General features: G+C 62.2%; 16 protein-coding genes. 9 read left to right on the top strand and 7 right to left on the bottom strand.

Annotated features, from left to right (window positions below; genetic code table 11):
- Nucleotides 1-69: 69 nt before the first annotated feature.
- The gene (locus IQ220_RS15820; RefSeq protein ID WP_228009139.1) at nt 70-402 is read right to left on the bottom strand and encodes a hypothetical protein; all 333 of its coding nucleotides are present in this window, start codon (nt 400-402) and stop codon (nt 70-72) included.
- A gap of 119 nt (nt 403-521) precedes the next feature.
- Here IQ220_RS15820 and IQ220_RS15815 point away from each other — a divergent pair, with 119 nt between their 5' ends.
- The 6 genes from IQ220_RS15815 (at nt 522) to IQ220_RS10985 (ending at nt 7,951) form a co-directional block, all read left to right on the top strand.
- On the top strand, nt 522-707 hold the full coding sequence (locus IQ220_RS15815; RefSeq protein ID WP_228009138.1) for a hypothetical protein: 186 nt from the start codon (nt 522-524) through the stop codon (nt 705-707).
- 197 nt (nt 708-904) lie between these two features.
- Nucleotides 905-1,162 (top strand): transposase, encoded by a 258-nt coding sequence (locus tag IQ220_RS16570; protein ID WP_193915012.1) that lies wholly within the window; start codon nt 905-907, stop codon nt 1,160-1,162.
- A gap of 357 nt (nt 1,163-1,519) precedes the next feature.
- A complete protein-coding gene (locus IQ220_RS11000) occupies nt 1,520-1,783 on the top strand; it encodes a hypothetical protein (protein WP_193915010.1) in 264 nt (87 codons plus the stop codon).
- Nucleotides 1,784-2,170: 387 nt separating this feature from the next.
- Nucleotides 2,171-3,322, top strand: coding sequence for a calcium-binding protein (locus IQ220_RS10995; protein WP_193915008.1), 1,152 nt, complete (start codon nt 2,171-2,173; stop codon nt 3,320-3,322).
- A gap of 1,146 nt (nt 3,323-4,468) precedes the next feature.
- Entirely contained in the window at nt 4,469-6,352 is a 1,884-nt protein-coding gene (locus tag IQ220_RS10990) for a glycosyltransferase family 2 protein (RefSeq protein ID WP_193915006.1), read from the top strand.
- A 162-nt stretch (nt 6,353-6,514) separates the two neighbouring features.
- Nucleotides 6,515-7,951 carry a sulfatase gene (locus IQ220_RS10985; protein ID WP_193915003.1) on the top strand — a complete coding sequence of 479 codons (1,437 nt, stop codon included), beginning with the start codon at nt 6,515-6,517 and terminating at the stop codon, nt 7,949-7,951.
- A gap of 50 nt (nt 7,952-8,001) precedes the next feature.
- Here the strand turns inward: IQ220_RS10985 and IQ220_RS10980 are convergent, their stop codons facing one another.
- Together IQ220_RS10980 and IQ220_RS10975 are read right to left on the bottom strand one after the other, a co-directional pair.
- Nucleotides 8,002-8,913 carry a hypothetical protein gene (locus IQ220_RS10980; RefSeq protein ID WP_193915001.1) on the bottom strand — a complete coding sequence of 304 codons (912 nt, stop codon included), beginning with the start codon at nt 8,911-8,913 and terminating at the stop codon, nt 8,002-8,004.
- A gap of 52 nt (nt 8,914-8,965) precedes the next feature.
- A complete protein-coding gene (locus IQ220_RS10975) occupies nt 8,966-10,240 on the bottom strand; it encodes a glycosyltransferase (protein WP_193915000.1) in 1,275 nt (424 codons plus the stop codon).
- Nucleotides 10,241-10,308: 68 nt separating this feature from the next.
- Here IQ220_RS10975 and IQ220_RS10970 point away from each other — a divergent pair, with 68 nt between their 5' ends.
- Genes IQ220_RS10970 through IQ220_RS10960 form a run of 3 tightly spaced genes read left to right on the top strand, consistent with a single transcriptional unit; the run spans nt 10,309 to nt 14,814 of the window.
- Entirely contained in the window at nt 10,309-11,562 is a 1,254-nt protein-coding gene (locus IQ220_RS10970) for a glycosyltransferase family 4 protein (protein ID WP_193914998.1), read from the top strand.
- A gap of 56 nt (nt 11,563-11,618) precedes the next feature.
- The gene (locus IQ220_RS10965; protein ID WP_193914995.1) at nt 11,619-13,223 is read left to right on the top strand and encodes a glycosyltransferase family 4 protein; all 1,605 of its coding nucleotides are present in this window, start codon (nt 11,619-11,621) and stop codon (nt 13,221-13,223) included.
- A gap of 10 nt (nt 13,224-13,233) precedes the next feature.
- Nucleotides 13,234-14,814 carry a class I SAM-dependent methyltransferase gene (locus IQ220_RS10960; RefSeq protein ID WP_193914993.1) on the top strand — a complete coding sequence of 527 codons (1,581 nt, stop codon included), beginning with the start codon at nt 13,234-13,236 and terminating at the stop codon, nt 14,812-14,814.
- Nucleotides 14,815-15,500: 686 nt separating this feature from the next.
- Here IQ220_RS10960 and IQ220_RS10955 read toward each other — a convergent pair.
- The 4 genes from IQ220_RS10955 to IQ220_RS10940 form a co-directional block, all read right to left on the bottom strand.
- On the bottom strand, nt 15,501-17,471 hold the full coding sequence (locus tag IQ220_RS10955; RefSeq protein ID WP_193914991.1) for a calcium-binding protein: 1,971 nt from the start codon (nt 17,469-17,471) through the stop codon (nt 15,501-15,503).
- 260 nt (nt 17,472-17,731) lie between these two features.
- Nucleotides 17,732-18,856, bottom strand: a complete 1,125-nt coding sequence (locus IQ220_RS10950; protein WP_228009137.1) for an HlyD family secretion protein — start codon at nt 18,854-18,856, stop codon at nt 17,732-17,734.
- A gap of 2 nt (nt 18,857-18,858) precedes the next feature.
- Nucleotides 18,859-21,780: a peptidase domain-containing ABC transporter gene (locus IQ220_RS10945; protein WP_193914987.1), complete on the bottom strand. Its 2,922-nt coding sequence runs from the start codon at nt 21,778-21,780 to the stop codon at nt 18,859-18,861.
- Entirely contained in the window at nt 21,777-22,436 is a 660-nt protein-coding gene (locus tag IQ220_RS10940; protein WP_193914985.1) for a peptidylprolyl isomerase, read from the bottom strand. Before IQ220_RS10940 ends, IQ220_RS10945 begins: the two co-directional genes overlap by 4 nt.
- Between the last annotated feature and the right edge of the window lie 21 nt (nt 22,437-22,457).

Below are 22,457 nucleotides of genomic sequence, written 5' to 3'. Positions count from 1 at the left end.
TCCAGTTGATTATCTTAACCTATCACTCTATCCGGAGCCTGTGAGCAGCAGGGCTGATTCAAAGTGTGGTTATGGGTTGGTTTCTGGCTGGCGTCGCGCCATCGCCAGCAATGCCGTGATGTCATGCATCACGGCCTGTATGCCCTCTCGGACCGAGCCGAATTCAGCCAGGCGCAGCAGGTTCATGGCTGCGGTTCGCAGCGTGGCCATGACACCGGCGCCGTTTCTTCGGTGGGTGGCCTTGAGTGGCGTGCCGTCAAGATCCAGCTCCCCAAGCAGCTTCTGGAGCACAGCGCGCTCATGGTTGTCGCCAGTGGCGTAGCAGGCCTGGTCGATGAACGCAGAACCGCCGCCGCTGGTGGGCTCAATGGAGCCGCGCAGGGTCTTGCCGTCATAGACCAACTGATCGAGATCCGCTGCACCACCAGAGCCACATCCACCTGCAGGAAGAAGTAGCGGGAGGCGGAATCTGAGGGAGGACGCTTGAGGTCGAGACCCAACGCCTCGATGAGCACAGCGGGATGGCGCCTGGCAACACGCTCCAGATCGCGGAGGCTCTCGCACTTACTCAGGATCCGGAGCACGGCCACCAGCAGCAAATACCAAGCTGGGATGCGGACACCCCGCCGCATCCCAGCATCCTGGATCGCCTTGAGAAAGCTGATCAGATCGAGATCGGTGGCGGCAGAAACGCTTTGGGGCACTGAGAGGGGGCAATCCCACCGGCCTCAAGCCATGCTCGCAGCCACGGCAAGACAGCCTGCGACACACTTTGAATCAGCCCTGAGCCCATGCCCACCGATGCCGACGTCAAAGCCCGCATGGCCCGAAAGATCAGAAGCAAGAAGGGCTCAAAGATCTACGACCAGCGCTAGCCGAAGCTTCTCCGAAGGAGTAGGCAGTCGTGGGGCCGGTAAACGGCCAAATCAAGGAAGCCCGCGGCCAGAGGTGTTTCCTGACGCGCGGACTGGAGAAGGTCAACGGTGAATGGCACCTGATCGCTGCCACGCACAACCTGCACAAGTTGTTCAGGTACAAGCGGACACAGCAGCAGGCCCTGGCAAGAGCGGCCAGGGCTGCACTTCTCAGCGCAGTCCGGCTGCGCAGCGAGTGCTGGCCTGAAGCCCAATTGGCAACAAACTCCTGGCGGCCACCTCGATGACGACGGCGCCCGAGAGATGCACATGCGCCTGGTGCAGCGACTGACTCGCGGGATGACCTCCAGGGAGAGGTGACTGCGGGCCGGCCCGTGAACCCCTACCCCGTGGCCTACTGGTTCCCGGTTACGGATCTGCGGCATCACGTCCCGGAGCCAGACCCTGCTGATCAGTTGTGGCCAAGGAATGGCGCCGGCCTGTAGTGGTGCCAGGGTAGTTGTATAGTTCCGCCAGGTTGTTCAGCTGACAAGGGGGTGTGAGGCCGCCCATCCCTGGGACTTCACTCCCCATGCAGAGCCATCCCCTGGCCCGCCTGACAGAGCAAGGTCGCTTACGCCTCGAATGCCAGAGGAGCAGGAGCCATGCTCACCACCCTCCTGGCTGTCGCCCTGGTGGCCTCCACGCCACGACCCGGTGATCCGGGCACCGTGATGCTCCCGTTGCCGATCCGACCCGGTGGAGAGCTCTCCACCGTGCTGGTGGACTGCCGCAACAACAGACAGCTCGTCGGCTGGTGGCTGGAGAACGGCCTCTGGTACGAGCCACGGCCAGCCCGCTACGCGCACCAGTACCATTTCGCCGTCCGTAAGGCGTTGCGGCGTGCCTGCGACTTCTCTTGGCCATGAACTGGCCTCCCAACAGGAAACCCGAACGCTTGATCAAGACCCTCCTGGCAGAATAGGCCTACTTCATCGGGTCCCAGACATCGGCTGAGCGCAACCACTGGCCACCCCGCTATCTAGGGCCCCATAACGACCACAGGTTCCACATGGCTCTCTGTATCCTCACGTCTTGGCAGTTCCTCCAGCGGCCGCCGATCGCTGAATGACCTAGTGAGACAACACAGGTATTGATGGCTACGCCCCATAGGCCGGGAGGGATTACTATCACACCTTAATGCTTAGAAAGCCCAGGCTGGAAGAACCTTATTCCGTCAACCTCCTAGCGGGTCGTTGGTTAAGTCTCTTTCATCTGCCGAACCTTCTCAGCACTCCAATTGGCATCGCCCTGCAATGACTAAGCCTACTTTCGCAGATGCAGAACCCAAGTCGCTGGTGTACCTAGCCGTTGAGATTGGGAACGATCATCCGGTTCCCCAAAGCTGGAAAGAGAGGGGTGTGATAACCGACGAGGACGAGTCGACTGGCTACGCGCGAATCTTGATAGATACTGACAGCTCTGTAATTCATCGGATGGAAATGAACATCGATGGAGTATTTCTGTCCGACGATGGCGACAGTTCGGTTAATATTCTAGAGCAGAACTTTGGAGGAGCTCAGCCCTTTCATTTTCATAATCAGCCTCAGGGAGGGCCAAATTTCTTCGTACAACAACTTTTTGACTATGCCAATAGCAGCCCTACAACTGCATCATTCAGCGATACCTCTACGGGCTTCTCGTTTAGAATTGATGAGCCCTATGCACTTAGAGACCCAATCAATGCCGGGGGCAATCTCAGTCTTACAAAAGAGTTTGTGGTCCAAGAAATACTTGATAAGAATGCCTATCTTGGGATTCATACCAGGTTGTACCCGATTCCGGTAACCCCCCTGGCTGGGGATCTAAATGTTCTATCGGATTCTACGATCAACGGTGTAATTCGATGGCTTGATGGAGAAAACAATATCACTATTGGCGGAAGCAAGAATGATCTCCTTTCCTTGGGCGCCGGATCAGACAGGGGATTTGGCGGCAATGGCAACGATGTTCTCGATGGAGGCTCTGACAATGACAAGCTTCTTGGCGGCAATGGTCACGACAACCTATGGGGAGGTGATGGCAATGACGTTCTAGTAGGCGGTAGGGGCAAAGATATAATCAATGGGAATAGAGATAGGGACAGACTTTTCGGGGGGGCCGGAAATGACGGCTTACTAGGTGGTGCTGGCAATGACTTACTAATCGGCGGCAAGGGTAACGACACCATGACAGGAGGCGCTGGTCGAGATACCTTTCTGTTCAAAAAGAGATCTGGCAAAGACGTCATAACTGATTTTGATCAAGAGAGAGACGTCCTGAAACTCAGTCCAAGTCAAGCCATTAGAAGTATCACTTTTGCCAAACACACCGAGCCGGGAGGTGGCGATACCGTGATCAACCTATTGAATGGCCAGATCTCTATTCTCAATATTGATCTAACCACTGTCGATGGCTGGGCGATTTAGAGCAACGAAGCGAGACCCTGAAATAGACAATATACTGGCGCTAGGATTGCAGACTAGGGCTGGCTTCAAGGGTTGCAGATTATGCTCATTCATTGATGCTGAAGCATCAGGGTCAGTACAGCGTCCATATTTTTTGAACTGGGTCCTTCATGGCTCGAGAGCCCTGCGATGCCGCGGCCCGTTGTCTTTCGCTTGCGACAGGCTAGAGAATAAGTAGCGGCCACAGAGTGGCGCGCCGGGATTCGCCGCGACTGGAGGCAGTGGAGCAACGGCGATGGTGGGATAGCACCGGGGCAGCCGAATTGCCTCCAGAGCCTCTACCTGCAAGCAGTGCAGATGCCGATGACCAGAGAAGCGACTCAGGCAGGTGTGAATCTCCCCCACGATACTCAGGCCCGGCTGCTGGAGCTGGGCGGCAGCAACTTTTCTGTAGGTGTCAGAGCAAAAGCCGAGCAGTATTTGGGCGTAGCTGAACCACCAGCCCGCCTTTCATCCTCTGGTGGTGTGTGGCTCGAAAAACAATCGTGTGAGCTACTGGCCGCCGCGATTGGCGCAGATGTAAGAGTGATCTGCTGGCCTGCTCGGCTGCTGATTTTAGCGCGCAAGGGGAATGCTTGTCCAGGGTCTCCCCAAGGCAAGTGAAATCTCCTCCACTCTTCAAACCATTGCCTCGGTCCAATCGACTGAACTCAGCAGTTCATCATGGACGGTATAGCTTTACCCCAATCACTGGCCAATGTTCGTTAAACTCTGAGAATCCCATCACTGCGCATCCCTGAACTGCACCGTCTTCACTGTTCTGCCTCTTTTGCCATGTGTGAAAGTTCGCTGGCGCCATCCAGCATCCGCTTCTTTCAATCGCTCTCATGGATCCTGTGGATCAAGCGATCAGCCAGGATCTCCAGGATCGTGCAGACACCACTGATTGCCTCAATGGCAAGCCTGGCCATGAACTCGGGACTGTGGTTGCAGCCCTTGCTCACGTTTGGCGGCCCAACGTGCTGGTGACTTTTGCCTGAGGATGGTGTGGTGGGATAGTCTTTGTTGACACATCACCGCTGCCACGTGAGCTCAGGCGAACATCCTGTTGATGCCGTGCAATGTAGCAGGCAACCTGGGCCAACCGTGGTTCTTCCACGGCTTGTGATGACATTGCTGGTCCGCAACGAAGACGACATCATTGAGGATACGATTCTTTTTCATCACGCACAGGGTGTCGATGCGTTCGTTGTGATGGACAACCTTTCAACTGACCGAACGCGTGAAGTGCTTCGTGATCTAGCGGGTGAAATCGTTATCGACTATATCCATCAGCCTGAAGACAATTATGCACAGGGTGAATGGGTCACACTGATGGCCAGGAAGGCCTTTCTTGACCATGCCGCTGATTGGGTGATTAATAGTGATGCCGATGAGTTCTGGCTCGTCAAGAGTCAAGCAACCATGAAGCAGCTGCTGGCGGGCCTACCGGAAGACGTGTGCGCACTTGCCGCCAAACGTTATAATGCTGTGTTGCGTCAAAGAGATAACAACTATGCTGGTGCGAGTGCACACCCGCGTGTAAGCACATTCTTCCGCCATTTGAGTTGTAATGCCCTGGGAGCACCTCTTCCGCCAAAATGCCTTCACCGTGGCAGTACTGATGTCATTGTTCAACAAGGCAACCACAGTGCCGAGGGGATTCGGGGATCCACTCAGGAATCAGACGATCTATACATACTGCACTATCCCTACCGCAGCTTTGCTCGCTATCAGAGCAAGATCTCCTTGGGTGGTGACGCCTATCAACGAAATACAAGCCTGCCTGAATCCTTAGGCCACGCCTGGAGGGAGCATCACAGGCTCCTTCGTGGTGAGGGCCTACGTGATTTTTGGAGTGGCCTGCATGTTAGTGACAATGAACTTCTTCTCTTATCTCTAACGCACGAATTGTTTGAGGAGGGAATGGTGGTAGATGTGCTTGCCCAGCAGAGGCGTTGGTGGCAAGGGCGGCTGCTCAAGCATGCCATTGATAAGCTTGAGGACAGTACTCGCCATGTTGCTGACCAATTCTATGCCCGCATCGCAGAACGGGCGATGGCAACACCACCTGAGGACAGAGACAGTGATCCTTTCCTTCACAACCTGCGTTTTACAACCAGAGGGGCCAAGAGTCAATCAGACTTTATCTCCAATTTGAAGCATGGCTTGAGTATTGAGACTCTACCATCCTCCTTGGCGCAACTACGGGATGGATTCTCACTGTTCCCATCGAACGATGCACTCGTTGACTTCCTGCGATCGTTGCTCCTGCTTCAGCAGCCTGATGAGGCGAGAGCGCTAAAAGATGATCTCGACAAAGACTTTGCTTTTATGCATGTCACCTGTGAGCAGCGTCTTGGAGCTGCCCGTCGTACGCTTGAAACCTTTCAATCCCCAGCGAGCCGCTATGGCAACATTCTAGTGGTTGGTGATCCTATGTTAAGCCGACAAGACCAGATCCCACTCGGCTTTCGCTACCGCGACGGGGTACTCACAATTCCCGTTGCTGACAGCTATGAAGCCCTAGCTACGAAGGTGTTTGTTGCTCTGCTGATCATACACCTTGTGGGCAGCCCTGCTTATCTTGTAAAGCTCGACGATGACATTGGACTAGCCAGTAGCTCTAGCTTTGAGAAGTATCTTGGCGTGATTTCTGCCTGTGAAGCCAACTATGCTGGCAGGCCTATAAGCCTGCCTCTTCATCGTCAACAGCTCCATGGCTGGCACATCGGTAAATGCCAGGATCAGGAACTCCATAGCCGTGGTTACCAGTATCCGTTGCCTCCAACCTACGCAGCAGGTGGCCATGGCTATGTGCTGGGGCGAAGTGGAGTCGAAGCCTGTGCTTATATGTTTATGGCCATGAAGTCGTTCTTTGCGATGCCATGTGTTGAACTGGAAGACGTATTTGTGGGACACGCCATGGCCGCGAGCGGCATTGCCTTGAATTCCAAGGGTATCGACATGCCTTCATTAGCCCTTCCAGGTCTTTGCAAGCTCAGCACGTAGGCGCCGACCACCCAGATCTAGGTGCCGCGTCTGATCGCGAACGAGTTGGAGTGATCATCTCTATACTCGTAGTGAGGAGTTTAATGTTCGTTGACAGATAGCCTGAATCTGCACTTCCAAGGCTAGGCTAGTAGCAGACAACGATTGAGCCTGGGGTTTGCAATGAGCAAGCGGCCGAATATTCTCTTTGTCATGGCAGATCAGCTGCGCTGGGATGCCCTTGGTTGCACCGGTGGCTGGGTGCGTACCCCACACATTGATCGCATTGCCAGCGAAGGTGTGCTGTTCCCGAATTGTGTGACGGGCTCGCCGGTGTGCGTTTCGGCACGGATCAGTCTTGCTACAGGGCTGTACTGCCACAACACTGGCGTGTGGAATAACGGGAGCTTCACCCTGCCGGTCACTACGCCGACCTGGATGCAGGCCATCCGCCGAGCGGGCTACCGCACCAGCCTCTTTGGCAAGTCTCACCTATATCCCCATGGTCGCGACTTGCGCGAGACCACCCACCTCATGAATGCCTATGGCCTGGATGATGTAGACGAGATTGCAGGGCCTCGTGCCAGTGCCTCGGTGGTCAGCCATATGACCGCCCGCTGGGATGCCCTTGGCCTCTGGCAACGCTACCGGGAGGACTACGCCGAGCGTTTCGCCCATAACCCCTTCGTGGCGCGCCCCTCTCCCCTGCCCCTTGAGGAGTATGCCGATGTGTATGTGGGTCAGCAGGCGGCACGCTACCTGGAGAGCTACGAGCGCAGTGAGCCCTGGTTCTGCTGGGTCAGCTTCGGGGGGCCTCACGAACCTTGGGATGCCCCTGAGCCCTATGCCAGCATGTACGACCCTGACACCATGCCCCCGCCTACCCCCGTTCCTGACTGGAGCGAAAGACGGGTTCAGGGTGGTCTGGACTGGCGACTGCAGCACCTCCCCGGCCTGAGCGCTGAAGACGTGCGGGCGATGCGGGCGAACTACGCGGGGAACGTGACCCTGATCGACGACCAGATCGGGGAGATCCTCAAAGTGGTGTCCGCCCGCGGTGAACTCGATAACACGATCATTGCCTTCACCTCCGATCACGGTGAATTCAATGGCGATCATGGCCTCGTCTACAAGAGCGCCTTTCTGGATGGTGCTGTGCGCGTGCCGCTCATTGTGCGAACGGCGCAGTCGCCTGCTTCCGCAGCTGGTGGCCAACGCTGCCAGGCGCCGGTGGAACTGGCAGACCTTGGCCCCACCTTGGTGGAACTGGCTGGTGGTGAGTTGGGGTATCAACAGTTCGCCGTGTCGCTGTGCCCTGCTCTCGATGATCCTGCCAGCCAGCCTCGGCTCAGTGCCCTTTCAGAACTGAACGGCGAGATCATGGCGCTGACCAGCGAGTGGAAGATCGCTCTCAACCGTTCGGGTGAAGCCTACATGCTCATTGACACTGTCAACGATCCCGATGAACAGCGGAACTTGGCCGGCGATCCCGGCTATGGGGCGGTGAAGGATCAGCTGCGGCTGCATCTTCTCGAGCGGCTCGTCACATCCCAGAGCTATGTGACTGCTACCAAGGCCATTCTCGCCCAGTGGAAGAAAGCGGGGCCGTCTCCCCACTAAGAGTGCAAGGCCGCCTGTGCGCTGTCCTGCTTGACAAGGCCTGCTGTCATTCAGGGTCCGCAGTGCGGGAACGTTCTCAATCTCCCCAGAAAGGAGGGGTGGCCATGTTCCATCCAGAGGAAGGCCCTGTGCGCCAGTGCTGGTTTCAGCACCGCAAACTGCTGAAGCACGGTGAGCGTGGCCGCTGTTTCCAGGGGCGTCACGAAACCCTGGCGGGGGAGCGGCTGTTGCCGAAGCTTAAGGATCTGTTCGGAGTTCACGCAGAACAATCCCGAGTGAGGGTTGGCCGTTCGATCGAAGCTCACCTGTTGCCCGTCCAGGAAGCGTGCGCTGGCTACGGCAACCTTGGGTTGGCAGAAACGCTCGATGAACTCCGGTTTCAGTGGACCATCGATCAGCAGCCGCCGGCCGCCACCCCCGGGGATGAGTTCATAGCGGTGTGGCATCAGCACCGCCCGCCCGCCCGATCGCTCCAGGAACCAGCGCTGCTTGTCGAAGAACAGCGGATCGCTGAGTACCAGGTCGTCCTCCAGGTAGAGGCTCAGGTCGGCGCGTGGTTCGGCGGCGACGAGGTGATCACGGCAGGCCAGGGGCAGCTGGCGCGGGTCCTCCAGATCCAGGCTGTGCACCTGGATCTGGCCGTCGAAGAGCTGCAACACCTCCTCCAGCCGGTGGCTGCCATCGGTGAACACATGGACTTCAACCACCAGGGGGAACAGGGGCGGCCCACTGCGCTCCAGGGCGGGGGCGGCCTGCAGACAGCGGCCGGCGATGTGCAGCACCAGGTCGTCGTGGGCCCGCCCCTGGGCCAGCAGAGCCTGCAGGCATCGGGCCAGGGCCAGGCACCGCTGCTGACGCACCTTGGGCCGGCTGGAGCCATAGCCTTGGTTGGTCCCGTCTTCACGGAAGAAGTGGGGGATGCCGACCCGCACACGTACGGCTGGCGGGATGCTTACAGCCATGGCACCGCCGTCACGACCGGGGTTGGGCGGGATTCTGCCATCCACATCAACGTCATAGCTGCGCCGACGCTGTGGCCGCCCCCCGCCGTCTGCGCAGGGCCGTGTTCACCAAGGCCTCCCAGCGCTGGAGGCAAGCCGGTAGGGCGAATTCAGGAGCCAGCCGCGACTCCCGTGGCTGGCTGCGCGCCCCTAAGGAGCGCTCCAGGGCCGCCCGGATCGCCCCGGGGAGGGCGGCGGCCTCATCGAGATCCACGGTGGCGAAGGCCGCGCCGGGCAGCACACCGGTGGTGGCCGGTCCGGTGTTCATCAGGATCGGAGCCCCGCAGGCAGCGGCCTCGAACAGGCTCCAGCTGGTCACGTAGGGACGGCTGAAGTAAACATGCAGATCGGTACGCTGCATCAGGTCGCGGAGCTGCCCGTAGGGGATCAGGCCGGTGAAATGCAGTCGCTCGCGCCCCTCGAACTCACCCAGCTCCTCCAGCAGGTGTTCCTTCCAGCTGCCGCCGTGGCTCGGCGCTTGGTAGCTGTAGGCCTGTCGGTCGCGGCCCGCCACAACCACATTCAGCCTGGGAATGGCCGCCAACAGCGGAGGAAGGGAGCGCAGGAACTCGGGGAAGCCCCGCAGGGGTTCCATCCCCCTGGTGGTGTAACTGAGCACCACCGCATCTCCTCCGAGGCGCAGCGGAGGGGCCTCCCCTTCCGGCTGGAGAACCAGCTCGCGGCGTTGCGCCGCGGGGGTTGGCGGCTGGAAGAAATTGGTGTCGATGCCATCGAACAGCACCTGGAGCTGGGCCTGCAGCGGGGCTGGAAACTGCTGCCGCTGCCAGGCCGTGGGCACCACGGCCAGATCCGCCTCCGCCAGTTCCAGCAGCATGGCGCTGTTGCGCAGGCCGATCGCCAGTGAGGCGTTGAGATCGCGGCGGTTCCTCAGCCAGGGCAGATCGGCTGGCTTGAAGTACCACTCGCAGTAGGCCACCAGGACGGCCTCTGGCAGCATCTGGCGCAGGAACAGGCCCAGGCCCCTGCCAGCGTGGTAGATCACTAGCTTCGGCTGAAAGCCTTTCTGTTGCAGACCGTGCAGACAGCGCACCACCGCCTGACCATGGAGCACGGCGTCCTCGCTGGAGCTCAGGTAAGCGTGGATGCCCTTGGTTGGCGGGCGGTGTGGGGCGTAACGGGCGATGTGCAGCCCTGGAATGATCTCTGCCTGCGGCACCGGATCGCGCTCGGTGGCATACACCACCCGGTGGCCCGGATGGGTGGCCAGGGCCCCGGCCTGCGCCCGGAACTGGGCGGGATAGTTGCCGTGCACGAAGAGGATGTCCATCCGGTGGTGGTGGGGGCCTGCGAAGGTCTGGCGCCGCTTGGGAAACTCCGGACGCCTGGAGGGGGTGCATGAAGATTCTGTTCGTGCACCAGAACTTCCCGGGCCAGTACGTGCACCTTGCCGGGGCGCTGGCGCGGCAGGGCGGCCACGAGCTGGTGGCCCTGGTGCTGGCGAAGCCTGGCAAGACGCCGCCCCGGATGGCCGGCGTGCGGGTGGTGGCCTACAGCACGCGCCGCTCCAGCAGCCGTGAGATCCATCCCTGGGCGGCGGATCTGGAGAGCAAGGTGATCCGGGGTGAGGCCTGCGCGGCGGCGGTGGAGCAGCTGCGCAGCGAGGGATTCCTGCCGGATGTGATCTGCGCCCACGCGGGCTGGGGCGAGAGTCTGTTTCTCAAGGACGTGCTTCCCGGTGTGCCCCTGCTCACGTATCAGGAGTTCTACTACCGCAGCCGCAGCATGGATCTGGACTTTGATCCGGAGTTTCAGGAGCCGCCCGACTGGCAACACTGCGCCCGCAGCCGGATGAAAACGGCCAATCCGCTGCTCAACCTCAGCGCCAGCGACTGGAACGTGACCCCCACCCAGTTCCAGCGCTCCACCTTCCCGCCGCAGTGGCAGAGCCGGATGAGCGTGATTCACGACGGCATCGACCTGGCCGCGGTGGAGCGCTGCAGCGGCGTGGCGGAGCTTGCCTTGCCGGATGGCACGCTGCTGCGAGCGGGGGATCCGGTGGTGACCTTCGTGAACCGGCGCCTGGAGCCCTACCGGGGCTGCCATACCTTCCTGCGCGCCATCCCAGCGATCCAGGAGCGCCAGCCGCAGGCACGGATCGTGATCGTGGGTGACACCAAGGGAGTGAGCTACGGCTCCGCCTGCCCTCAGGGGGAATGGAAGGATGTGTTCCTGCAGGAGATCGAGGGCCGCTACGACCCGGCCCGGGTGCACTTCACCGAGCGGCTCCCCCACGACACCTTGCGGAAGCTGTTTCGCCTCAGTGCGGTGCATGTGTATCTCACCTATCCCTTCGTGCTCAGCTGGAGCCTCCTGGAGGCCCTCGCCAGCGGCTGCGCGGTGGTGGGATCGGCCACAGCACCGGTGCAGGAGGTGATCGAGGATGGCCACAACGGGCTGCTGGTGGATTTCTTCCGCCCGCTGGATCTGGCGGAAGCTGTGGCTGATCTGCTGGGGCATCCCGAGCAACGCACCAGCCTTGGCGAGGCCGCACGCGCTACAGCCAGCGGCTACGGGCTGGCCCGCTGCCTGCCGCGTCAGCTGGCGCTGATCGCTCTGGTGGCCGGCCGCGGCCTGGGCGAGGCCGGATGACGAGAGCGGGAGATGCGCCGCGACTGGCTCCCGTTTATGTGGCCTCCCAGTTCTCCATGGCGACCCGCAAGATGGGGCGCCAGTCGGCCAGCGGCGGGCTGCTGACGGCGCTGATCGACAGCGAACCCACCGACACGTTCCGGGTGCTGCTGCCGCCGCAGGAGGGCAGCGATGGGTTGCCGGAGGCGTTGACGAGGCGGCCTGAGCTCAGGCTGCACAGCCAGCGGCTGCTGCAAAGGCAGCCGCCGGAGGGTGTGGACCAGGTGTTCATGTCCGATCCGCTGCTGGGACGCCTGGCCCATTGGCGCCAGTGGCAGGGCAGCGGGGCCCGGGCCTACGGCCTGATCGGCATCACCCACACCCTGTGCTCCCTGAACGTGCTGGAGGGGCTGCGGGAGCTGGTGACCGCCCCGGTGCAGCCCTGGGACGCGCTGATCTGCACCAGCCGCTGTGCCCGCGAGGCGGTGCGCACGGCCCTGGACTGGGAGGAGGAGCGGCTGCGACGTCGCTTCGGGGTGGCAGGGCTGCGGGTGCCGCGACCACGGCTGCCGTTGATCCCGCTGGGCTGCGACGCGGGTCGGCAGGCGGCACTGCGGGATCAGCGGCAGTCGGCCCGGCGGGAGCTGCGGATCGAGGCCGACCAGGTGGTGCTGCTGTTCGTGGGCCGGCTGTCACTGCACGCCAAGGCCCACCCCACGCTGCTGCTGGAGGCGCTGGCGCGGGTGGCGGCGCGGCGGCCGGCAGGGGCGCCGCGGCTGCGGCTGCTGCTCTACGGCACCGCTCCTGAGGAGCACATTCAGGCGCTGCGGGAGGCGCTTGCTGCCCTGACGAGGGGCTACGAGGTGCTGCTGCTGGATGGAGAGAACCATGCCCTGGGGGAGCGGGCCTGGGCGGCGGCCGACATCTTCGTGTCGATGGCCGACAACCACCAGGAAACCTTCGGGCTGACACCGGTGGAGGCGATGGCCTGCGGTCTGCCGGTGATCGCCAGCGACTGGAACGGCTACCGCGACACCGTGCGCCACGGCGAAACCGGCTGGCTGGTGCCCAGCCACCAGCCAGCGAAGGGCATGGGCCGCGAACTGTCCCGCTATGCGCTTGGCGAGCACGACTACGACTCGTTCGTGGGGCGGCTGATGCAGGAGGTGGTGATCGATCCGGCGGCGCTGGTGGTGGCGCTGGAGCGCCTGATCGGGGATCCTGAGCTGCGGCGCCGGCTGGGGGAAGCGGGCCAGCGACGGGCACAGCAGCATTACGACTGGCCGGTGATCGGCCGGCGCCTTCGCGACCTGGCGGTGTCGCTGGAACTGGCGCGGCGCAGGGCGCCGGGGCCTGGCGAGGCCGATCTGTGCCTGCCGCCGACGGAGCGCCAGTTCGGTGGCTGGGCCAGTGGCCAGCTGCATCCCGGCACGCGCTTCGGCGGCGATGGGGCGGCCGCGCGGCGGCGCTGGCAGCGGCTGGCACCCCTGGCCATCCACCGCTTCCCCGCCCCCCATGGCTGCAGCGACGAGCTGTGCGAGCTGCTGCTGGCGCAGCTGGAGCGGCATGGCCCCTTCAGCCTGGCGGAGCTGGAGGTGGGGAGGCCCGATCTGCCGCCCGAGGGCCTGCGCCATGCCGCCCACTGGCTGTGCAAGCTTGGGGTGCTGGAACTGCTTTCCTGAGGACTGGCCGATGGCTTGGCAACACGGGTATTTCGCCGATGAGGGCTATTCCTACGGCTTCTATCCCCAGCAGAGCCCGGTCAACATCGCCTTCGCCGCCCTGCTGAAGGGCCACCGGCCGCCGGATCTGAGCGGCAACTTCCACTATCTCGATCTCGGCTGCGGTCAGGGGGTGGGCACCTGCCTGCTGGCGGCCGCCCACCCGCAGGCCCGCTTCACTGGAGTGGATTTCCACCCGGAGCACATCGCCCATGCGCGCCAACTGGCCGCGGGCTGCGGCCTGGAGAACGTGAGCTTCGAGGAGGCGGATTTCCTCGATCTGGCCAGGCAGTTGCCGGCCGATTGGCCACCGGTGGATTTCGCCGTGGCCCATGGCATCGCCTCCTGGATCGCCCCGCCGGTGCGGGAGGCCCTGCTGCAGACGGTGAGCCAGGCGCTGCGCCCGGGCGGGGTGTTCTATGTGAGCTACAACACCCACCCGGGCTGGCTCGCGAAGGTGCCGTTCCAGCACATGGTGGCCACCCTGCAGCAGTATCACCAGCCGGGCCATCCCGCTCTGGAGGCCGCCCGGGCGCTGTTCAGCCGGCTGGGACAGGCGAAAGCGGCCCTGATGACGGCCTATCCCAGCCTGGAGAAACAGCTCGAAACCCTGGAGAAGCAGGATCCCGCCTATCTGGTGCAGGAATACAACAACGGCTTCTGGCAGCCGCTGTTCGTGAACGAGATGATGGCGGAGGCTGCCGCCGCCAAACTCAGCTATCTGGGTAGCGCCTCGCTGGTGGAAAACTTCGATCTTTTTTACCCCGAGGCCTACCGCCAGATCCTCAAGGAGGCCCCCAGCACGGATCTGCGGGAGTTGTACCGCGACCTGCTGATCAACCAGACCTTTCGCCGGGATCTGTATGTGAAGGGCAGCGACCGCTTCTGGGGGGAGCAAGCGCTGGCCCCACTGGAGCAGCTGCAGGTGGAAGCTCTGAAGGGGCCGGAACTGCTGGAGGATGAGGAGGCCTTCAACCTCAACTGCAGCCTGGGCACGATCCGCCTGGATCCCAGGCTGATGCGGCCGCTGTTGGAGGCGATCCTGGCGGGCCCGCGCAGCCTGGCCCAGCTGCGCCGGGAGCTGGCGGGCGTGCAGCGGGAGCCAGCCCAGATGTTGCCGTTGTCGGTGCTGCTGCGCGGCCTGGCGCTGCTACTGGATCATCGGGTCGTGGCGCTGGTGAGCAACGCCGCCGTGGATTCCAGCACGGCCCAGCGGGCCAATCGGCACCTGGTGGGTTGCATGGCCGAGGGCGCACCCTACAGCTCGCTGGTGGTGCCACGGCTGGGTACGGCGATCAGCTTCGGCCGGGCCGATGCGATCACGCTGGAGGCTTTGGAGGCGGGGGTACCGCAGCAGGAGCTGGCGGCCCATCTGCAGCAGCGGCTGGCGCAGCAGGGCCGGCAGCCCCGGGGAACCGAAGGGCAGCCGCTTGAGGATCCGGCGGCCGCCACCGCCCAGCTGCAAAGCGTTGCGGTGGACCCGTTTCTTCAGGTGGGACTACCGCGGCTGCAGAGGCTGGGGGCTTGGCCTGCGCGAACTCCAGAGGCATGAAACCAGCCCCTCCAGGGACTCCTGAACAACCGTGTGTTCGGACCCGCGCCTGGTCAGCAGAGCGCCGCGCCCTGATCATCTCAGGAAGCTGCAGGTGCTTCTCGAGGGTCATGGCCAATCGAGAGCACTTGGTGCCTTCGTGCTGCAGGATCTGTTGCTGCTTCACCAGCTCACTGGGCACCAACAACATGCGATTCCAATAACAACCAACAGCCTGAATCTTCGTGCCGCAAGCAACCAGAGCACCGCTCCAGCCCAGGTTTCGAGCCTAAAGCCTGAGCTGCTGAGCAATGTCCTTGCAAATCATGCTCAGGCAAAGAGCGCTGGGCAGGCATGTGGGGACGATCAGCAGGGTTTCTTGATGAGTCTTAGGCACTTGCGTGTCTTGGATAGGGCTCTTACGAGCGGTGAGTCGTGTTCTCTCACGATCATTGAGGGATCCGATCTGCAAACTTTGTGCAGTAGTGCTTATCCCTCCCGATAGCCTGTCGCCAAATGAGAGAAAGGAAGAATCATCAAAGGAGATTTGATGATCGTCCTTGCGTACAGGATTGCAAACAGGGTGCGGGCCTTCAGTGTAGTGAAGCGGGTTGCGGGAGGGCAGTCAGGCAGCCATGAAAAAAGCCCCTCCAAGGAGGGGCTGGAAGCTTCTAACACCCGGAGGTGCTTGAGGCCTAACAATTTGCTCAGGCGAACGAGCCGAAGTTGGCGGCATCGAAGTTTTCGTCTCCAGCACCCTCCAGGATTACGCCCTGGTTGCCGAAGGCAAAGGATGTGAGGATGGGGAACAGTTCATCGGCTGGGAGGAATAGCTCCTCTCCAACAGCCCTGAAAGCAAAAGCGTCTGGGCCGTTGTTTGAAGTTTCGAAGGTGAAGGTCGCAGCGTCGTATGAGCCGCGGTAAACAACGATGTCGTTGAATCCCCAATTGGATTGGCCAATTGAGAGACCAGGAGCGTTCGTCATGTCAACGAAATTACCTGGACCACCCCCAGGTGCAACAGATTCGAACCAAATCTGATCTACAACTTCACCAGCGCCATCGCGAGCGTCGAAGTCGGTGATGATGTCAGGGGCAGTAGCAAACAGACCCTCGGCAATATTGGTGCCAAAGTCCAGGGACAAGCCCGTAGGCGAGAAACTGAACTGAGAACCACCAAGCACGATGCTGCTGTCACCCCCTTGCTGGATGAAGTCATCAGCGCCCGATCCGCCGGTCATCACATCAGAGCCGGTGTTGCCCATGATGATGTCGTCGTCGCCGCCGCCGTCGATGGTGTCATCGCCGCCACCGCCGAAGATGATGTCTTCGCCAGAGTCACCCTCGATGCTGTCATCGCCGGTGATTTCCCCAATTCCAGTAAAGGCCTCAAAGAGGGGGATATCTTCGAGTTCTGGATTACCCGCTACAAGGGTATCAAAGATTTCCTCGTTGATGATTGGCGGGGGATCGCTCAGGTCGACACCACTGAGATCGTCGACGAGATCTACAATGCCTCCATTGAGCTGACCGCCGTAAATACCACCATAGATGAGGTCATCGCCGGATTCACCCGTGATCGTGTCGTTGCCTACGCCGCCAACCAGAGTGTCGTCGTCGGTGAAGACGGTGTTGGGGATGGGGTTTTCAAGGTCGTCGAAGGGCTGCGCAAGGAACTCATCCAGTAACTCGCCCACGGTGGGAGGTGTAGAGGCACCTTCGCCGCCGGTGATCGAGTCATCGCCAAAGCCGCCGAACACGAGGTCGGCATCCATGCCGCCATCGATGGTGTCATCGGCGTTCCCACCGAAGATGATGTCACTGCCGGCATCGCCGAAGATCAGATCCTCGTCTTCCTGGCCGAGAATGATGTCGAAGCCCTCACCACCGCGCACGGTGTCATTGCCGTCGCCGGAAGTGATGAAGTCGTTGTCGTCGCCACCTTCGATCGAGTCGTTGCCGTCTTCGGTGTCGATGGCATCGTTTCCGGTGCCGCCCAGGACGGTCACATCGCCAGAAGCGGGACCGGCGAAGACGTCGTCGCCGTCGCCAAGGAAGGCCTGCATGCCTTCGGAGCCGACCCCAGTGAAGCTGTTTTCCAGGTCTACGACATCATCGCCGCCCTTGAAGCCAAACTCGGTTGTGGTGAAGTCAACCTCGAAGCCGCCGTCCGTGAAGGTGTCGTCACCGTCGCCGGTGAAGCCCCGAGAATTCTTGTAAGAGGATGGACCTGTGAATTCAACGAGATCGTCGCCGTCACCAGCGAAGAAGTTGTTGTTGAAGAAATCACCAAGGAGGTAGATTTCGTCGCGGCCACTGCCGGTGCCGATCTGGCTGGTGCCCTGACCGGTGCCGGTCATCAGCACGTTTTCCATGACAACGGTGTCGTTGCCAGCGCCAGCGAAGAACTTGCTGTCAACGACAGAGCCTTGATTCGTTGTGACGACGGAGAGAATGTCGTCGCCGTCGCCACCGAAGACGTTGGTTTCGCGGGGGGAACCCTCCAGGGTCAGGGTGTCGTTTCCGCCCTCACCTTTGATTTTGAAGCCAGTGATCGTACCAATACCACTGCTGCTGTCAACAACGAAAAGTTCGTTGGAATCGTCGCCGGTAAAACTCTGATTCTGATCGGCGGGGTTGGCCCCATCGATCGAAATTCCAGGCTGAGGTAATGCCATTTTTTGATGCCCTGCAGATGGGAAGAAAGTTGAAGGTTGGGGCCTTTGACCCACTCCGGCACCACTATGCTCAGGCGAATCCTGTGGTGTCAAGCGATGCCGGGTTGTTTTTCGAGTTTTGCGGACAGTTTGAGTAGCGTCCGAATTCAGTCGACTAGTTCAGGTGTACAGGCGATTCAGCGTCTGCTCTAGCTCTAGGCCTGGCAGGGGGCTGCCGCATGGGGCTTTCACATTTCGTGTTGATTTGAGTAAGTATCCTATCAGAGCCGTCTCAGGGCATCGGCCTTGGAGCGGAATCGGCCTGAGAGCAGCTGCAGGTAGCTCACCTTGCGCAGCTTGATGTGGGCCTGCAGCGACATGCCAGCCTGCAGCTGGAGCGGCTGCTTGCCCTTGAGCAGCAGCTGCTGGCTGTTCAGGGTGATTGCGGCCGGGAATCGGTATTCGAGATTGCCCTCGGCGGGGTTGGGAGGCAGGGCATCAGAGCCCACTTGCTCCACCGTGCCCTCGAGCACGCCGAAGTCATTGGCCGGGAACGAGTCGATGTTCACGTCCACCGGTTGGCCCACCTCCACGAAGCCGATGTCGCTGCTGGGAATCTCCACCCTGGCCTCCAGCTGGTCAAAGGGCACGAGGCTGAGCACCGGCTGGCTGGCGCGGGTCACGAAGCCCGGCCCCTTGGGCTGCAGCGCAAACACCACTCCGTCCACAGGCGCCCGCACCTCCTGGTAGCGCAGGAGCTGGCCCGTCTGCTGGAGGCCGCTGGCCAGAGCAGCCTGCTGAGAGAGCAGCACCTGGCGCTCCTGATCGAGCTCGGCCTGGCGCCGCGCCCGTTCCTCCTGCACTTGGTCGATCTGCCCCTGCAGCTCCTCCACGCGGTTGCGTTGCTGCAGGGTCTGGAGCTCGGCACTGGCGCCCTCCCGCTCGAGCTCCTCGAGGCGCTCCAGCAGTTCGCGCTGCAACACCAGACTGCGCTGCAACTGGGCCAGCTGGGCGCGGTTCTGATTCAGGAAGCGGTTGAGCTGCTGCTGCTTGAGTGCCTGTTCGCGCTGGTTGAGAGCGAGCTGCTGCTTCAGCGTGCCCAGTTCAAAGGCGTTGCGCTCGGTGTCGAGCCTCAGCAGCAGCTCACCCTGTTTCACGCTCTGCCCCTCGCGCACCAGCACCTCCTTCACCACGCCATCCACCGGGATCTGGATGTCGCGCACCTGGCCGCTGGGTTCCAGTTTGCCTGGGGCCACCACGATCTCTTCGGTTTTCGCCAGGGCCAGCCAGCTGATGCCCGCAGCAGCGCCGATCACCAGAGTCCAGGTGATCGACCGAGCCCAGCGCACGGAGGTGCGCAGCCCCAGCGAGTGGTTGCGGGCGTTGGGGGCATCGGTGCCGGTCATGCTCATGCGCCGGCCTCCTGCTGTCTGTAGAGGCTGTAATAGCGGCCCTGCTGGGCGATCAGGCTGGCGTGGGTGCCGCTTTCAGCAATGGTGCCACGATCGAGAAGCACGATGCGATCGGCGTTGCGGATGGTGTTGAGGCGGTGCGTGATGAAGAATACGGTGCAGCCCTTGAGGCTGGCCCGCAGCCGCTGGCACACCTGACTCTCGGTGTCGTAATCAAGGGCGCTGGTGGCTTCATCGAGCACGAGCAGCTTCGGGCGCGACAACAGGGTGCGGGCGATGGCGATGCGCTGTCGCTGGCCCCCTGAGAGTGACGCTCCACGCTCGCCCACCTGGGTGCTGTAGCCGTCCGCCAGTTCCATCACAAATTCGTGGGCGCAGGCGGCCTGAGCCGCGGCCACGATCGCCTCGTAGCTGGCGTTGGGGTCGGTGATGGCGATGTTCTCCGCCACGGTGCCCGAGAGCAGCAGCGGCTCCTGCGGCACGATGCCGATCTGGCGCCTCAGGGAGTAGAGCTCCACCTTGGCGATGTCGATGCCGTCGATCAGGATGCGGCCTTCGGTGGGGGCGTAGAGGCGGGACAGCAGCTTCATCAGGGTGCTCTTGCCGCTGCCGCTCTGGCCCGCCACGCCCACGAAGGTGCCCTCCGGAATGCTCAACTCCGTATCGCGCAGCACGAACGGCATGCCCGGCTGGAAGCAAAAACTCACCCGTTCGAAATGAACGGCCCCCCGGATCGGTGGCAGCGGTGGCTTCGACTGATCCACCGGCGTGGATTCCTGGGGCGTTTCCACCACGTCGGCCAGCCGCTCGAAGGACACCTTCAGTTCCTGGATGCTCTGCCAGAGGGTGGAGAGGCGCAGCAACGGCTGGGTCACATAGCCGGAGATGATCCGGAAGGCGATCAGCCCGCCCAGGCTCAGCTGTCCATCCAGCACCAGCGAAGCTCCCACCCACAGCACCAGCAACTGGGAGATCTTCTGCAGCACCTGGCTGGTTTCGGTGAGTGTGGTGCCGGTCACCGACTTCTCGAAGCTGCGCTCCACGTAGGCCGCGTAGAAGTCCTGCCATTTCCAGCGACTCACCATTTCCACGTTCTGGGCCTTCACCGTCTGGATGCCATTGAGCACTTCCACCAGATGGGCCTGGGTGCGGGCGTTCTCCTCAGCGGCACGGCGGAACTGGCGGCGGAACAGGGGTGCCCCCGCCACGGTGATGCCGATCTGGATGGGTAGAACGGCCAGGGCGATCAGGGTGAGCAGCCAGCTGAACATCACCATCACCACGATGTAAATCACAGCAAACACTGCATCGAGAAAGCTGGTGAGCGCCTGGCCGGTGAGGAAGTTGCGGATCGTCTCGAGTTCGGCCACCCGGCTGCTGAGCTCACCCACAGGCCTGCGGTCAAAATAATTAAGTGGCAGGCGCAGCAGGTGATCGATCACTTCCGCCCCCAGGCGCATGTCGATCCGATTGGTGGTTTCCTTGAACAGGAAGGTGCGCAGCCCCTTGAGCACCCCCTCCAGCAGGGTCACCACGAGCAGACCGATCCCCAGCACCTGCAGCGTGTCGAGGCTGCGCTGGCTGATCACCTTGTCGATGATCACCATGATCAGCAACGGGTTGGCCAGGGTGAACAGCTGCACCACGAAGGAGGCGATCAGCACCTGAACCAGGGCGGCGCGGTGTCGCTTGATCGCGGGCAGGAACCAGCTCACATCGAAATTGGCCTGTTTGGTCTCGGCCCCCCGCTCCACCACAAGCAACTCGATCCCCTCGGGGAACTGCTCCTCCACCTGGGCTGCACTGAGCTTCACCCAGCCCTGGGCCGGCGAAGCCACGGTGATCCCCTGGGAGTCACTGGCGGTGATCAGCGCGAAGCTGGACTGCCAGGGCACCAGGGCAGGCACCTGCAGCTGGCCGGTCAACCGGGCGGGCACCCGCGTGGCCACCACGTGCAGACCCAGGTTCGACGCCCGCTGGCCACAGAGCTGGAGGTTGGGTTTCTGGCCCCGGCCGAGGCTGTCGTGGAGCACTTTCTCCAGGGAGTCCCGCCGGAAGGGCAGGTTCATCAGCTGGCCCAGCATCTGGAAGCAGGCCACCGTTTCGGGCACGGTGCCGTTGGCCCGCACCAGCTGAAGGCCACGGGCCAGGTCCTCCTGGCCCAGATCCAGGCTGGTACGGCGCAGGGCCGTTTCCGCCGGCTTGATGGCGTTGCCGGCCGGCAGCACGGCTGCGGCTTCCTGCTGGCCAGGCCGGGCCGGCAGATCGCCCGGCCGCAAGGCCAGCAGGCGCACAGGTAGCGGACCGCTGGAGCGCGGCGGTGTGGCCGGGCTCACCACATCGCCGATGGCCAGGCCGGGGACATTGGCGCTGCCGACAAGCACTTCCTCGCCGGGTTGCAGCCCGGCGAGGGCCGCGGCTTCTGGAGGCAGGGGCCGGGCCACCTGAACAAGTTGCTCGAGCTGCCCGGCCACGGTGTCCTGGTCGGGTTCGCAGTAACGCGGCAGCAGCGCGCCGAGTTCGGAGGGGAACAGGGTGTGCTGGCACCAGCGCCGGAAGCTGGGCTCGCCGCCCAACAGCTCCATCACCAGACGGTCGGGCAGGCAGGCGGCCACGAGTTCATCGATGGCGTGCACCTGTTCGCACGGGGAGGCTCGCAGCAACGAGGCCAGCCCCACCAGATCACCAGGGCCCAGCCGGGTGAGCGTGAGCATGCGGCCCCCATGGGCGAGCAGCAGGCGAGCGTGGCCGCTCACGATCAGCAACACACGGTCGGAGAGCAGGTCAGCCGCGCTCAGGGGCTGGCCGATGCGGAAGCGCAGGTAGGTGATCTGCTCCTCAAGCTGCTGGCGGGTCTTGTCGCTGAGGCCGCTGAAGGCAGGGTGCTGCAGCAGGGCCGTGGTGTGGGAGGCAGTCATGCGGGTTCCGGGCTGCCGGCGAGGATCCGCGTGGCTTGCTGCTCGAGCCAGTTTTCAAACAACTGGTCGCAGATCTGCTGGGTGGTGGATTCGTTGAGTTTGGCCGGGATCAATTCCTCCAGCCTGGTGACCAGCCACAGGTCTGACGCCGGGATCGGCATCTGCACCACCCCTGGCTGGGCGGTGCGCAGGCGCTCGGCCAGCATCGGATGGGCCTGGCTCAGTGGCTTCGGCCCCACCAGCCCCCAGCTCTGACGCTCGGGCCCCTCGGCGAACTGGTAAGCCAGATCAGCAAAGCTGGCCTCACCCGCAGCCAGGCGGTGGTAAAGCTCCAGGGCGAGATGGCGATCGCTCACCCGGATCAGGCTGTAGACCACCTGGTCGAGCCTGCCCTTCTGGCGCAGAAACGTGGTTTCCGCCAGGTGGCCGAAGGCCTGGCGACTGTGGCGGGCACGCAGCAGGGGCAACAGCAGTTGCCGCTGCAAGTCGTCCGCCCCGCAGCCGCGGATGGCGCAGAGGCGGGCCATGGCTGATGCATCGGACACGCCCTGGCGTTGCAGGGCCTGCGCCAGGACTTGCTGCTTCTCCTCCGGGCTGAGGTCCACCCCCGCCACGGCTTGCTCCACAAGCAGTGCTTTGACCAGCGGACGCACCATGAGATGCCGCCTCAGCAGGGC

Source organism: Cyanobium sp. LEGE 06113, assembly GCF_015207615.1.
The sequence above is the reverse complement of the archived record's forward strand: the minus strand, read 5'-3'. Positions and strand labels throughout refer to the sequence as shown.